General features: G+C 57.7%; 11 protein-coding genes. 4 read left to right on the forward strand and 7 right to left on the reverse strand.

Annotation, left to right across the window (positions count from 1 at the left end; all coding sequences use genetic code 11):
• Positions 1–70 precede the first annotated feature (70 nt).
• Entirely contained in the window at positions 71–1,585 is a 1,515-nt protein-coding gene (gene dgt / locus CWM52_RS01700) for a dGTPase (protein WP_100682505.1), read from the reverse strand.
• An 84-nt stretch (positions 1,586–1,669) separates the two neighbouring features.
• On the opposite strand from dgt, the gene mtnN reads away from it, so the two are divergent.
• The 3 genes from mtnN (at position 1,670) to CWM52_RS01715 (ending at position 3,928) form a co-directional block, all read left to right on the forward strand.
• The gene (gene mtnN, locus CWM52_RS01705; protein ID WP_100682506.1) at positions 1,670–2,368 is read left to right on the forward strand and encodes a 5'-methylthioadenosine/S-adenosylhomocysteine nucleosidase; all 699 of its coding nucleotides are present in this window, start codon (positions 1,670–1,672) and stop codon (positions 2,366–2,368) included.
• The gene (btuF, locus tag CWM52_RS01710) at positions 2,361–3,161 is read left to right on the forward strand and encodes a vitamin B12 ABC transporter substrate-binding protein BtuF (protein WP_100682507.1); all 801 of its coding nucleotides are present in this window, start codon (positions 2,361–2,363) and stop codon (positions 3,159–3,161) included. The genes mtnN and btuF overlap by 8 nt, the downstream gene beginning before the upstream one ends.
• A gap of 143 nt (positions 3,162–3,304) precedes the next feature.
• Positions 3,305–3,928 (forward strand): TRIC cation channel family protein, encoded by a 624-nt coding sequence (locus tag CWM52_RS01715; RefSeq protein ID WP_100682508.1) that lies wholly within the window; start codon positions 3,305–3,307, stop codon positions 3,926–3,928.
• Positions 3,929–3,985: 57 nt separating this feature from the next.
• On the opposite strand, the gene erpA is transcribed toward CWM52_RS01715, so the two are convergent.
• Both erpA and clcA read right to left on the reverse strand, forming a co-directional pair.
• A complete protein-coding gene (gene erpA / locus CWM52_RS01720) occupies positions 3,986–4,330 on the reverse strand; it encodes an iron-sulfur cluster insertion protein ErpA (RefSeq protein WP_004858085.1) in 345 nt (114 codons plus the stop codon).
• 81 nt (positions 4,331–4,411) lie between these two features.
• On the reverse strand, positions 4,412–5,830 hold the full coding sequence (clcA, locus tag CWM52_RS01725) for a H(+)/Cl(-) exchange transporter ClcA (protein ID WP_100682657.1): 1,419 nt from the start codon (positions 5,828–5,830) through the stop codon (positions 4,412–4,414).
• Between the two features lie 178 nt (positions 5,831–6,008).
• Here clcA and hemL point away from each other — a divergent pair, with 178 nt between their 5' ends.
• A complete protein-coding gene (gene hemL / locus CWM52_RS01730) occupies positions 6,009–7,289 on the forward strand; it encodes a glutamate-1-semialdehyde 2,1-aminomutase (protein ID WP_100682509.1) in 1,281 nt (426 codons plus the stop codon).
• A gap of 275 nt (positions 7,290–7,564) precedes the next feature.
• Here hemL and fhuB read toward each other — a convergent pair whose 3' ends face one another.
• Genes fhuB through fhuA form a run of 4 tightly spaced genes read right to left on the reverse strand, consistent with a single transcriptional unit; the run spans position 7,565 to position 13,491 of the window.
• On the reverse strand, positions 7,565–9,547 hold the full coding sequence (gene fhuB / locus CWM52_RS01735; RefSeq protein WP_100682510.1) for a Fe(3+)-hydroxamate ABC transporter permease FhuB: 1,983 nt from the start codon (positions 9,545–9,547) through the stop codon (positions 7,565–7,567).
• Entirely contained in the window at positions 9,544–10,434 is an 891-nt protein-coding gene (fhuD, locus tag CWM52_RS01740; RefSeq protein ID WP_100682511.1) for a Fe(3+)-hydroxamate ABC transporter substrate-binding protein FhuD, read from the reverse strand. Before fhuD ends, fhuB begins: the two co-directional genes overlap by 4 nt.
• Positions 10,434–11,231, reverse strand: a complete 798-nt coding sequence (fhuC, locus tag CWM52_RS01745) for a Fe3+-hydroxamate ABC transporter ATP-binding protein FhuC (RefSeq protein ID WP_100682512.1) — start codon at positions 11,229–11,231, stop codon at positions 10,434–10,436. Before fhuC ends, fhuD begins: the two co-directional genes overlap by 1 nt.
• Before the next feature lie 46 nt (positions 11,232–11,277).
• Entirely contained in the window at positions 11,278–13,491 is a 2,214-nt protein-coding gene (gene fhuA, locus CWM52_RS01750; protein WP_100682513.1) for a ferrichrome porin FhuA, read from the reverse strand.
• Positions 13,492–13,670: the final 179 nt, after the last annotated feature.

Consider the following 13,670-nt stretch of genomic DNA (forward strand, 5'->3'; position numbering starts at 1 on the left):
CGCGCTAAGTTCCGGAATTAAGTATCTGGAAAAAGTAAAAATTTATTGTCCGTCTTTACAAAACCTGTACCTATTCCACCGCCATCAAGCGCCGATATTCATCCCATGCATACAAATCCGTCATCCCACTGATATAGTCCTGTATCAGGCGACAGCGATAATAATATTCCATCACCGGAAATTCCTCAGCATCTCGTGAAACCTTATTTACTGCTTCAACATAGGCCAACCGATGACGCGTCGAAAGTTTCTGGAACAAGCGCGAGGCGATAGGTAAGCTCCTCACCCGCTCTTTCTCCACTAATAAGCTGAACTCCTCCAGCGATAATTTTAGCAACGGCTCATAGATATCCAGAAGACCGCTAATCACCCGATAGCCTTGTAATTCCAGCTGTTCAACATCAGGATGACTAAATACATGTTTTATCGCGACGTTTTTATATAGCTCCAGCAGTTGACTGCAGTCGCTATCGTCCTCAAGCAACGCATGATTAAAATCACCGGTAAAGATCTTCGGTAAATTATCGATAAACCGGCGGGCCGCATACGGCACCAGTTTATTCAGCGTATTGACTCGTAAATACATAAAGAACTGATCTTCCGTACTCCGACTCAGAGAATTAGAGCGCGATTTATCCCAGGCATTTTCCACCACCTGCGAAAATAAAGAGCCTTTCTCATGCTGTCCCCACGCCTCGTGAAGGAGTTGATAGAGTTGCTCTACGCTGAAAATACGTTTTTCTACCGCATCCTCAAGATCGGCCACACAATATGAGATATCGTCCGCCGCCTCCATAATCCATGTCAAAGGGAAGCGATTGTAAGGAGCCAGAGCAAGTTCTTTACGCAACCTCTCAATATACCCCTCTTCGGCTAAATAATAACCAGGCTTCTTCATTAAATAACTGTGGCTGGCGGGGAGTTCTCCCCGCCACCACGCCGGGCGAGTATATTTTAGAATGCAGCCAACCTGCGCCCAGGTCAGATTCATCCGCATGAGGGTATGCACTAAGCGAATCCCCTGCGCGTTGCCTTCAAACCAGCACAGATCCTGACGAACCTTGCTCCGCAGCGCATTCAGCCCGCCAGCATCCTCCTGCAAACGGAGCGCCTCCACCGTACAACGATCCTGCGCTAACGGCGCGCCGGCCGCATCGTCAGGCGCGAGCCGCTGACGGAACCAGTCATTTATCGCCGCCTCGCCAAAATGGCCGAACGGCGGATTGCCGATGTCATGCATCAGACAGGCCATTTCCACCACGCTCTCAAACGGCCCGGTGAGCTCATCCAGCCCGTAGGCCTCCAGCTGACGCTGCTCTTTCAGGCGGCTGAGGATCTCTTTGGCGATATAGCGTCCCACCTGCTGAACTTCAAGGGAGTGGGTTAACCGGGTACGCACCGCGGCATTACGTTCCAGCGGGAAGACCTGGGTTTTTTGCTGTAAACGGCGGATGGCCGGCGAGTTGATAATTCGCCCGCGGTCGCTTTCAAAAATACGCAGGATCTCACGTTCCGTTTCGACCCCTTGCGGCGAGCGGTAGCGCCGACGCCAGTTAATCTTGTTGCGAAAATCAATCTTTGCCATGGCCTCTCCCGCGCGAGCAATAACGTTTCCCTTTGAGTGCATGATAGACTATGCAACTAAACCTGACACATCGCGAGTAAATCTATGAAAATCGGCATTATTGGCGCTATGGAAGAAGAAGTTACCCTTCTGCGCGACAAAATCGAAAACCGCCAGACTCTGACCCATGGCGGGAGCGAAATCTACACCGGTCAGCTGAACGGCACCGATGTTGTCCTGCTCAAATCAGGCATTGGCAAAGTGGCTGCGGCCATGGGCGCAGCCCTGCTGCTGGAGATTTGTAAGCCGGACGTGATTATCAACACCGGTTCCGCAGGCGGACTGGCGTCGACGCTGAAAGTCGGCGATATCGTTATCTCCGACGAGACGCGCTACCACGATGCTGACGTCACCGCCTTTGGTTATGAGTATGGCCAGCTGCCCGGCTGCCCGGCAGGCTTCAAAGCCGACGATAAGCTGATTGCCGCCGCGCAAAGCTGCATCGAAGCGCTGAATCTGCACGCGGTCCGCGGCCTGATCGTTAGCGGCGACGCCTTCATCAACGGCTCGGTCGGACTGGCGAAAATCCGCCACAACTTCCCGCAGGCCGTAGCGGTTGAAATGGAAGCCACGGCCATCGCCCATGTTTGCCACAACTTCGGCGTGCCGTTCGTGGTGGTACGCGCGATTTCCGACGTGGCGGATCAGCAGTCTCATCTGAGCTTTGATGAGTTCCTCGCCGTTGCCGCCAGACAGTCCACGCTGATGGTGGAAAAGCTGGTACAGACGCTGGCGCGTGGCTAAGTCGCTAAAACGGGCGCTTGCCGCTCTGCTGCTGCTTACCCCGGCGTGGCTCTTCGCCGCGCCGCGGGTAATCACGCTGTCACCGTCCAATACCGAACTGGCCTTTGCCGCCGGCATTACGCCGGTTGGCGTCAGCAGCCATTCCGATTATCCAGCGGAAGCTGTCGGTATCGAGCAGGTTGCCAGCTGGCAAGGGATGAACCTTGAGCGCATCGTCGCGCTGAAACCGGATCTGATTCTGGCATGGCGCGGCGGCAATGCCGAGCGGCAGGTTAATCAACTGAGCGCGCTGGGGATCAAGGTACTGTGGGTCAATACCGCCACGATTGAAGAGATCATTGCGACGCTACGGCAGCTGGCGCAGTGGAGTCCGCAGCCGGAAAAGGCCCGCGCATCCGCACAGCGCATGCAGGACGACTATGAGGCTCTCAAAGCCCGCTACGCCCATACGCCGAAAAAACGCGTCTTTCTGCAGTTTGGCACCAATCCTCTTTTCACCAGCAGTCGGGGGTCGATTCAGGACCAGGTGCTGACATTGTGCGGCGGTGACAATATATTTGCCTCCAGCCCGGTTCCCTGGCCCCAGGTGAGCCGTGAACAGGTCCTGGCGAGACAGCCTCAGGCCATTGTTATCGCCGGTGATGCCCGCCAACTCCCTGAAGTTGAACGCTACTGGCATAATCAGTTAAAAATTTCCCTGATTGCAGTCGATGGCGACTGGTTTGAACGCGCAAGCCCGCGTATTATCCTCGCCGCAAAACAGCTCTGCGAGGCGCTCGGGCAGGTTAAATAAGCACCGTTTGCGCAGGGTAAAACGACATCCGGCACAGAGAACGCCAGCGCGTAACCGCTATACGAACGCCTGGCGGACGCTGTGCCGATTCAATTTGATGAGTAAAACAGCCCAGAGAACCGGGCGCTTAACGAGAACTGACGATGCTAGTCTATTGGCTGGATATTATTGGCACCGCCGTATTTGCTATCTCGGGCGTATTACTGGCCGGAAAACTCCGGATGGACCCCTTTGGCGTACTGGTGCTCGGCGTGGTCACCGCCGTGGGCGGTGGAACCATTCGCGATATGGCGCTCGCCAACGGCCCGGTGTTCTGGGTCAAAGACCCCACCGACCTGGTGGTGGCGATGGTCACCAGCATGATGACCATTCTGCTGGTGCGTCAGCCGCGTCGGCTGCCGAAATGGATATTGCCGGTGCTTGATGCCGTTGGGCTGGCGGTGTTTGTCGGCATCGGGGTGAATAAAGCGTTTCTGGCCCACAGCGGCCCGCTGGTCGCTATCTGTATGGGGGTCGTCACCGGCGTGGGTGGCGGGATTATTCGCGACGTGCTGGCCCGCGAAATTCCGATGATTTTACGCACGGAAATCTATGCCACGGCCTGTATTGCCGGCGGTATTGTGCACGCCACGGCCTATGACGCGTTTCATGTTTCGCTACAAAATTCGGCGATGATGGGCATGGTCGTCACGCTGGTGATTCGCCTTGCGGCCATCCGTTGGCATCTGAAGCTGCCGACTTTTGCTCTCGACGATAACGGGCGCTAAAACGGGGGAATTGCCCCGGCGGAGAAACTCTACCGGAGCGAGAATCCAGTGCGGGGATCAGACGCTGAATGAGGACCCGCAGCCGCAGGTACTTTTCGCATTCGGGTTGGTCACGATAAAACGCGAACCTTCCAGGCCTTCGGTGTAGTCGACGGCACCGCCGACCAGATACTGCAGGCTCATCGGATCGACCACCAGGCCGACGCCCTGTTTTTCGATGGTCATATCGCCTTCGTTAACCTGATCGTCGAAGGTGAAGCCGTACTGGAAACCACTGCAACCACCACCGGTGATATACACACGCAGTTTCAGGTTTGGATTGTCTTCATCTGCAATCAGGAATTTTACTTTTTTGGCTGCAGCTTCAGTAAACTCCAGCGGCAACGCTACGTCATCACTCATTTTATGCTCCCATTGATACTTCTGACCGGTTAAAGAATAACCCGACCTTATGAGCCATTATCTAATACGGGGTCAAATCGTTCAAGTATTCTCCCCGGCAACCTGCTGCGCTTTTGCCGCCTGTTCTGCGGCCTGTTTCGCCAGCGTGCGCTCCAGGATCGTCGAATACAAAGGCTTACCGCCAAGGAATTGCGCCAGTAGTGTTGCGCCAAGACAGGTAATAATCATTGGCAAAATGAGCTGATAGTTATCGGTCATCTCCAGTACCAGCACAATCCCGGTCAGCGGAGCGCGGATTGATGCCGCCAGCAGAGCCCCCATTCCGGCAATCGCAAAGGTCCCGGCATCCAGATGATAGGCCGGCAGCATCGGCGTTACCGCCATCCCGAAGGCGGTTCCCAGCAAGGTTCCCAGCGCCAGCATCGGCGCAAAAATGCCGCCGGGCGCCCCGGAGGAGAAACAGAGTAAGGTGGTAATCACGCGGGCGATAAAGATAAACAGCAGCAGCCCGACGGAAAAATTGCCCGCCGCCGCAATCGGAATCAGGTTAAAGCCGCCCCCCGTCGTCGCCGGTTGAATCAGCCCGAGGATGCCGCACATCCCGCCGATTAACCCGCCGATCAGCACCCACTTCTTTGTATTGCCGCCATGAATACGTTGGAACGTATCCTGGGTGCGCAGCACCAGGCTATTAAACAGCGGGCCGACGCAGCCAAAAATCATCCCCAGGATCAGGTACAGCCACAGCGTATTCACCGGCGCATCGCTCAGCTTGCCGACTTCAATAATCGCCGATTCGCCATTAAAGATACGGAACACGATGCTCGACATAATCACGCCGGTAAAGACGGCTTTAATCGAAATCAGGTTGTAGCGAAACTGCGGGCGCATCTCTTCAATAATGAATAAGATCCCCGCCAGCGGCGCGTTAAATGCCGCAGAGAGCCCCGCCGCTGCCCCGGTGGCCAGCAACGTATGACGCGCTTCGGGACTGCGCATACGGAAGATATCCAGCACCATTCGCCCGACGTTGCCGCCCAACTGCACCGTCGGCCCTTCGCGACCGAGCACCATGCCAGCGCCCAGCGTCCCCATCCCGCCGATAAATTTTACCGGCAGCACTCGCCACCAGCGAACCGGACGCAACTCTTCCAGCGCCCCTTCGATCTCCGGTATGCCGGATCCCCCCGCCTCCGGCGCAAAACGTCGCACCAGAAAATAGCCCACCATCGCCAGCAAGGCAGATAAAATAAAGGCCAACGGCCAAATCAGGAACCCGTGATCCGCCACCTGCGCCAGCGAACCGATGCGCATGTTCTGCACCCAGTTGACGCTCTTTTCAAAAGCGACCCCCACCAGCCCGGCCAGCGTACCGACTACGGCGGCCATCAGCAGCACCGCCAGCGGCGTTTTGTCACGTTGAACTAAGCGACGTACCACATCGCCACGACGCAAGCGCACGATTTGTTTTGCTTCAAAAGTAGAGGCTTCTGTTTTCATACTCTTATCGTCAATAGTCATACCAATACGAAGAGGACAGTTTAGCCTTCTGAACGTCCCGCGTCGCGGAGAAAATGCGCCTGCCACGCCTTGTTTCAATTGGGCAAAACTTTCATAACTATCCGGGAATAACTTAGAATAACCAGCAAAACATTTATCACGAACCAGGATCATGGCAATGAGCAAATCTGAAACACTCTATAGCGCCGCACGTGAACTCATCCCCGGCGGCGTGAACTCGCCGGTTCGCGCCTTTAGCGGCGTGGGCGGTACGCCGCTGTTTATCGAACGCGCCGACGGCGCCAGACTGTACGATGTCGACGGTAAAGCGTATATCGATTATGTCGGCTCCTGGGGACCTATGGTGCTGGGCCATAACCATCCGGCCATTCGCAACGCGGTGATTGAAGCCGCAGAGCGCGGCCTGAGCTTTGGCGCGCCGACGGAAATGGAAGTCAAAATGGCGGAGCTGGTGACCGAGCTGGTCCCAACGATGGATATGGTGCGGATGGTGAACTCCGGTACCGAGGCGACGATGAGCGCCATTCGCCTGGCTCGTGGCTTTACCGGCCGCGACAAAATCATCAAGTTTGAAGGCTGCTATCACGGCCATGCCGACTGTCTGCTGGTGAAAGCAGGCTCCGGCGCACTGACGCTGGGCCAGCCGAACTCGCCGGGCGTACCGGCTGATTTCGCTAAACATACCCTGACCTGCACCTATAACGATCTGGCTTCCGTTCGCGCCGCGTTCGAGCAGTATCCGCAAGAGATTGCCTGCATCATCGTGGAGCCGGTCGCTGGCAACATGAACTGCATCCCACCGCTGCCGGCGTTCCTGCCTGGCCTGCGCGCACTGTGCGACGAATTTGGCGCGCTGCTGATTATCGATGAAGTGATGACCGGCTTCCGCGTGGCGCTGGCGGGCGCGCAGTCATACTATGACGTGGTCCCGGATCTGACCTGTCTGGGCAAAATCATCGGGGGCGGTATGCCGGTCGGCGCATTTGGCGGTCGTCGCGATGTGATGGATGCCCTGGCCCCGACCGGCCCGGTGTATCAGGCCGGGACCTTGTCTGGTAACCCGATTGCCATGGCGGCCGGTTTTGCCTGCCTGAACGAAGTCGCGCAGCCGGGCGTCCACGAAACGTTAACGGATTTAACCAATCAGCTCTCGCAAGGGCTGCTGGATGCCGCACGCGAAGCGGGCATTCCACTGGTGGTAAATAATGTCGGCGGTATGTTTGGCCTCTTCTTTACCGACGCCGAAACGGTCACCTGCTATCAGGATGTGCTGAAGTGCGACGTTGAGCGCTTTAAGCGTTTCTTCCATCTGATGCTGGACGAAGGCGTCTATCTGGCGCCATCGGCATTTGAGGCCGGCTTTATGTCGATTGCCCACACCCCCGATGATATCAACGACACCATCGCCGCCGCCCGCAAGGCGTTTGCGAAGCTGTAACGCAATGCCGGGCGGCGCTTCGCTTGCCCGGCCTACATTTTTATCGCCCCGGTAAGCAAAGCGCCGCCAGGGATACTTTTTTTGTAGCCCCGGTAAGCAAAGCGCCACCAGGGATACTTTTTTGTAGCCCCGGTAAGCGAAGCGCCACCGGGGGGCATTTCTGTCGCCCTGGCAAGTAAAGCACCACCCAGATGCATTTTTGTCGCCCTGTTAAGCGAAGCACCACCGGGAATACTTTTTTTGTAGCCCCGGTAAGCGAAGCGCCACCGGGGGCATTACCGGCTCTGTTTCCTCAGCAGATAAATAAAGTACGGCGCACCGATAAAGGTCGACAATAGCCCGGCCGGGATCTGATACGGGAACATCATCATTCGCCCGCACCAGTCGGCAAAGACCAACAGCAACCCACCGATCAGCCCGGCCATCACCATCTGCGGCATCGTGCGGCGAAAGCCCATCATGCGCGCAATATGCGGCGCCATCAGGCCAACAAAACTTAACGGACCGATAGTCAGCGTGGCCGCTGCCGTCAGACAGGCGGCCAGCAGCAGCAGAGCAACCCGCGACGATGTCAGCGCCATGCCTACCGCGCGCGCGGCTTCACCGCCCAACGGCAGAATCGTCAGCCAGCGCCGACACAGCGGCAGCAGAATCAGGAGTAGCACCATGGCGATCCCGCTGCGTATCACCATTTCCGGCGTTGCGCTGTACGTCGACCCGGAGATCCACGTCAGAATCTGCGCCATTCGCGGATCGCCGCTGGCCTGCAGCATCATCAACAGCATGGTGAAGGCGGTGCTGAGCGCCATCCCCGCCAGCAGCATCCGGTGCGGCGAGAAACCGCCGCGCCCGGCAGCAACGAGGATCACCAGCAGCGTCACAGCTGCCCCCAGACTACCGGCAGGCAGCAGCCAGCCGAAAGCATTACCGGGAACGAAAAACAGCATCAGGACAATACCAAAAGCTGCGCCGGAGCTGATGCCCAGCACTTCCGGACTGGCCATCGGGTTACCGGTCAGGCGCTGGATAATACAGCCCGCGACCGCCAGCATCACCCCGGCGAACAGCGCGGCGAACACCCGCGGCCAGCGCCACGGCATCAGTTGATCCAGCTGCGAGCCGCTCGCCCAGTGCCAGCTCTGAGCATCCCGCCCAAAGGCCAGCGCAACGAGGAGCGCCAGCAGCAGAATCAGCCCGCCCCCCAACGCAAATCCCGATACGTTTTGCCGTTCCACCGGCACCTTATCACCGGCATTCATCACCGGCGCACTGATGCTGCGCAAGCGCGGCAGCAGCCACAGCAGCAGCGGCGCGCCGATCAGCGCCGTCACGGAGCCAGTGGAAACCTCCCGCCACACCCGGGTCAGCCACAGAATAATTTGGTCCGACAGCCAGAGAATGAGCGCGCCAATCAGCGCCGCCAGCAGCAGACGCGACAGCAGACGACGCGCGCCGAGCATTTTCGCCAGCAGCGGCGAAAACAGGCCGATAAAACCGATAATCCCCACCGCGTTCACCAGCATCGCGCTGATAACGATCGCCAGCGTCAGCGTGGCCAGGCGCGCCAGGGAAAGCGCCAGTCCAAGATTACGCGCCACGCCATCATCCAGCCCCATCAGCGTGAGGGGGCGCAGCAGCAGCAGCGTTAAGATGAAGCCACCGAGCAGCAGCGGCCATAGCCGTTGCACCACGTTCCAGTCGGTTTGCGTCAGCGTACCGGTGCTCCACAGAAACATACTTTGCAGCTGATCGTGATGGAAAATAACCATCAGTTGATTCAGCGCCCCGCAGTACAGACTGACCACCAGACCGGCAAGAATCAGGGTCACCGGCGAGAGCCGCTTCCCCCACGAGACGCCGAAAACCAGCGCTCCGACAAGACAGGCCCCCGCCAGCGCGGCAAACTGCGAAGCCAGTACCCCGGGAATCGCCCACAGCGTCGTCACCGTCATCCCCAACTGGGCGCCAGTCGCCACCCCGAGGGTGGTCGGTTCCGCCAGCGGGTTACGCAGCACCTGCTGGAACAGCACGCCCACCAGTCCGAGTCCCGCGCCAACCAGCAGCGACACCGCCAGCCTCGGCAGCAGGCTGTAGTGGAATAACATCTGAGCGATATTGTCGATATCCGGCTGCCACAGCGCCTGACGCCACTCATGCTGCGGCAGCGCTGCCTGGAGATTCAAGAAGCTGAACGCAAACGCGGAAATCGCCAGCACGGTCAGCAGCAGAGCCGCCAGAGGAGACAGTCGCGATCTCATGCCGCACCTCCCTGGGCATCCGCCAGCACGCGGGCAAAATGCATCGCCGACAGCGTCGCGCCGTAGAACCAGACAGCCGGCACGCGCTGGAAGCGCCCTTCGCGGACAAACGGCATCGCCTGCCATAGCGGCGTACTCATCAGTTGGCGCATTTCGGCATGATTACCATGGTCAAAGCAGATGACATCGGTCTCTTTGTAGGCGGCCAGCCGATCGATTCCCACGCTGACGCTGCCCCAGAAGGCGCTTTCACCGCGCCAGGCATTTTTAATGCCGAAGCGATCGAGCACTTCCTGGAACAGACAATTCTGGCCGAAAACCAGGACATGACGGGGATCGAGCACAGTGATCATCAGCAGCGGACGCTCGCCGCGATGGGCGAAGCGCGGGCGCAGGTTCTCCATCAGCGCATCAAACTCCGCCAGATGGCGCTTCGCCGCCTGCTGCCGGCCAATCAGCCCGGCCATCTCGTTGAGGGATTGCTGCGCCATCAGCAGCGGTCGTTTACCGTCGCTGAAGGTGAATCCCCGCCCCGGAGCAATGCGCGCCAGCTTCTCTGCCGACGGTCCATATCCGGCCGACCAGACGATAAACGACGGTTTCATCTGCGTCAGCAGCTCGAGATTCGGCTCCGTACGCAGCCCGACATCAATCACCGAGGAGGGCAGCGCCGGTTCATTCACCCACAGGTTATAGTTCGGGATATCGGCCACGCCGTAGGGCGTCACGCCAAGCGCCAGCAGGAGTTCTGCCGGCAGCCACTCCAGCGCCACAATACGCTGCGGATCAAGGGTTGCAGCCTGGGCGCCGCGCATCTGCCACAGCAGAGGCGACAGGGCCATCGCCGTCAGCAGACGGCGACGGGTGATTAAAGGGGTCTTTTCCATCAATAGACAAAGCTTACCGGCGCGCTACCCGCCGGATGCGGCAGAATACCCATCGCAATACCGTAAATTTGCTCCAGCGTTTCGCTGCGCATCAGCTGCGCGGGCGTTCCCTGCGCAATCATCTCACCGCCGCGTAACGCGACCAGATAATCGCAGTAACGGGCGGCCATGTTGATATCGTGCAGGACGGCTATCACCGTTAACCCGCGCTGTTGACTCAGACGGTGTACCAGCGCCAGGACATCAACCTGATGGGCAATATCCAGCGCCGAGGTAGGTTCATCCAGCAGTAAACAACGGCTGTCCTGCGCCACCAGCATAGCAATCCACGCCCGCTGGCGTTCGCCGCCGGACAGGCTATCAACCAGCCGGTGCGCCAGCGGTTTCAGGCCGACCAGCGCAATCGCCTCTTCAACTTTCTGCCGATCGGCGGTGCCAAAACGCCCCAACGCACCGTGCCACGGATAGCGGCCAATGGCCACCAGCTCGCGCACCGTCATCCCTTCCGCTGGCGGCAACTGCTGCGGCAGATAGGCCACTTTACGGGCAAAGGCTTTGCTGCCCCAGCTATCCAGCGGCTGCCCGTCCAGCAGTACATCGCCTTGCGACGGCGGCTGATGGCGGCCGAGCATTTTCAGCAGCGTGGATTTGCCGGAGCCGTTATGGCCAATCAGCCCCGTCACTTTTCCCGCCGGGAAAGTTAAGGAGAGAGAATGCAGCAGCGTACGGCCTGGTACGCGAAAGGTAACGTGATTCAACGAAAACGTGGTATCAGCGTGCGGAGAGTTTTCCTGCATAGCGGCGACCTGGTGAACGGCGCGGCGAACCGCGCCCGGTAAGTGATTAGAAGCGGAAGGTTGCAGTTGCAATAACCTGACGTCCTGCGCCCCAGTAGCAGGCGTATTCGCTGTAGCAGCTGGATACGTACTCACGATCGAACAGGTTGTTCACGTTGATCCCCACTGACGAACCTGGCAGACCAAAACGCGCCAGATCGTATTTCACCGTGGCATCCATCAATGCATAGCCAGTCACGTTGAAGGCGTCGTTTTTCTTCCCGGAGTCCGTATCATTTTTGTAGTAGCTCACCGTCGAGCCGATATAACGCGCGCCGGCCCCGACCGTCAGACCGCTCAGCGCGTTCTCGTGGAAGGTATAATCCGCCCACAGCGATGCCATATTGCGCGGTACTTCCGCCGGGCGTTTGCCTTTGAATACAGTGTCTTCGGTGTATTCTGCATCGGTATAGCTATAGGCCGCCGTCAGATTGATATTGGCATTGACCGCCGCTTTTGCTTCCAGCTCAAAACCGCGTGAGCGAATTTCACCTGTTTGAACGCTATAAATTCCATACGGATCATTGGGATCAGCCGTCAGGTTTTTATCTTTGGTCAGCTGATAGACCGCCGCGGTCACCACCACCGGCATATCTTTCGGAACGTATTTCACGCCCGCTTCATACTGCTCGCCGCGAGAAGGATCGAACGGCCTGCCTTCGCGGGAAGAGCCGGAAACCGGTTCGAAGGACTGGCTATAGCTGAAGTACGGAGAGATGCCGTTGTCAAACAGATAGTTAATACCACCACGCCAGGTAAACTGCCGATCGTGGTTTTCCGCGAGATCGTCAGAAGAGCGCGTCAGGGTCGAAGCCATGGCGTAATCATAGCGGCCGCCCAACGTCATCACCCATTTGTCCCACTCCATCTGATCCTGGGCATACAGGCCGGTCTGCTCCATGCGGTTCAGCACCGCGTAGGGGAAGTTCACATTGACGTTCGCATCACCGTATTGCGGGTTGTTCATGCTGATGGCATCGGCAGAACCGTAATCGGCATTGATATCATTACGCATGCGCGAGTAATCAACTCCGGTCAGCAAGGTATGGTTGACCGCGCCAGTGGCAAAGTCAGACTGCAGCTGCGTATCAACGGTGAACGTATTGAGATGTTCATCAGATCGCACATAGGCGCGCTTGATTTGGCCCGTAGCCGAATAGCCATTACCGTAAACGGAGCGATACAGCGTCTTCACGTCGCTATAGCGCAGGTTCTGACGCACCGTGAAGGTGTCATCGAACTGATGCGAGAAGCTGTAGCCGACCATCTGCTGACGGCGGGACATCTTGTTATCCGGCTCGCCTTCATTGTAATCAGTCGGCAGTTTATGGGCGTTGCCGTTGGCGTCATAATACGGCACCACGGTCCCTTCGCGAGGCAGCCAGCCGTAGTAACCGGCATACGGATCGTTCTGGAAGTTGCTCAGGAAAGTGAAGTCGGTTTTATCATCCGGACGCCAGCTGAAGGAGGGTGCGACCGCATAGCGAGTCGATTTCGCCATCTGCTGCTGCGCATCCTGACTGCGGCCTAAACCGGTCAGTCGATACGACCATACGCCGTTATCATCGATGGCATCACTGAAGTCAAAACCGGTCTGCCACAGATTATCGGTACCCATTTTGAACTGAATTTCTTTCAGCGGTTCGGTCGTCGGACGCTTGCTCACCATGCTGACGATGCCGCCAGGGTTGCTGTTGCCGTACAGTACCGATGTTGGCCCACGCATCACTTCCACCCGTTCAAGGAAGTAAGGGTCCATTGACACTTCGGCATAGTTGTTCCCCTGCAGCTTCATACCGTCCAGATACTGGTTGGTATTGACCGTTGTGGAAGTCGTGAAGCCGCGAATGGTCACCACGTCATAGGTGGTAGAGCTGCCGCGGGTGGAGAACACGCTCGGCGTATAGGACAGCGCCTCTTTCACCGTCGTCGGCTGCTTCATGTCCATCTCGGCACGGGTGACGACGGAGACAGACTGCGGTGTTTTTTCAATCGGGGTATCGGTCTTGGTCGCCGTCGCCGAATGTTTCGCCGCGATCGTGGGCGCCGGACCCCAGGCACTCTCTTGCGGGGCTGGCGCCGCGATAACGGTGATGGTTTCTTCTTGCTTCGGTTCAACTGCTGCCTGCGCATAGACAGACATGCCGCTAACCGCCGTGGCTACTACGACTGCGATTTTACGCAGCGAGTGATTTGGCTGAGCAGTTTTTGGACGCGCCATGGGGATATCTCTGATGAAAGTGAATAATAACGTAAACGAGAATTATTATTATGACTATTTCTATAATAGGCGAAACGCAGAATGCAAGGCAAGAGCTATGCCCCATGCGGCAGACCGAAGGATGAAATAATAACCAGGCAGTTACTGTGGGGATAAGTGACTGTTAAGTCATGCGCAGA

Origin of the sequence: Raoultella sp. T31 (assembly GCF_002806725.1) — a bacterium.
In the GTDB taxonomy this organism is placed as follows: domain Bacteria; phylum Pseudomonadota; class Gammaproteobacteria; order Enterobacterales; family Enterobacteriaceae; genus Klebsiella; species Klebsiella electrica.

Excerpts from the sequence above, each read along its gene's own strand:
- dgt (WP_100682505.1), bottom strand. The coding sequence starts at position 1,585 with ATGGCAAAGATTGATTTTCGCAACAAGATTAACTGGCGTCGGCGCTAC.
- mtnN (WP_100682506.1), top strand. The coding sequence starts at position 1,670 with ATGAAAATCGGCATTATTGGCGCTATGGAAGAAGAAGTTACCCTTCTG.
- CWM52_RS01715 (WP_100682508.1), top strand. The coding sequence starts at position 3,305 with ATGCTAGTCTATTGGCTGGATATTATTGGCACCGCCGTATTTGCTATC.
- erpA (WP_004858085.1), bottom strand. The coding sequence starts at position 4,330 with ATGAGTGATGACGTAGCGTTGCCGCTGGAGTTTACTGAAGCTGCAGCC.
- clcA (WP_100682657.1), bottom strand. The coding sequence starts at position 5,830 with ATGAAAACAGAAGCCTCTACTTTTGAAGCAAAACAAATCGTGCGCTTG.
- hemL (WP_100682509.1), top strand. The coding sequence starts at position 6,009 with ATGAGCAAATCTGAAACACTCTATAGCGCCGCACGTGAACTCATCCCC.
- fhuB (WP_100682510.1), bottom strand. The coding sequence starts at position 9,547 with ATGAGATCGCGACTGTCTCCTCTGGCGGCTCTGCTGCTGACCGTGCTG.
- fhuD (WP_100682511.1), bottom strand. The coding sequence starts at position 10,434 with ATGGAAAAGACCCCTTTAATCACCCGTCGCCGTCTGCTGACGGCGATG.
- fhuC (WP_100682512.1), bottom strand. The coding sequence starts at position 11,231 with ATGCAGGAAAACTCTCCGCACGCTGATACCACGTTTTCGTTGAATCAC.
- fhuA (WP_100682513.1), bottom strand. The coding sequence starts at position 13,491 with ATGGCGCGTCCAAAAACTGCTCAGCCAAATCACTCGCTGCGTAAAATC.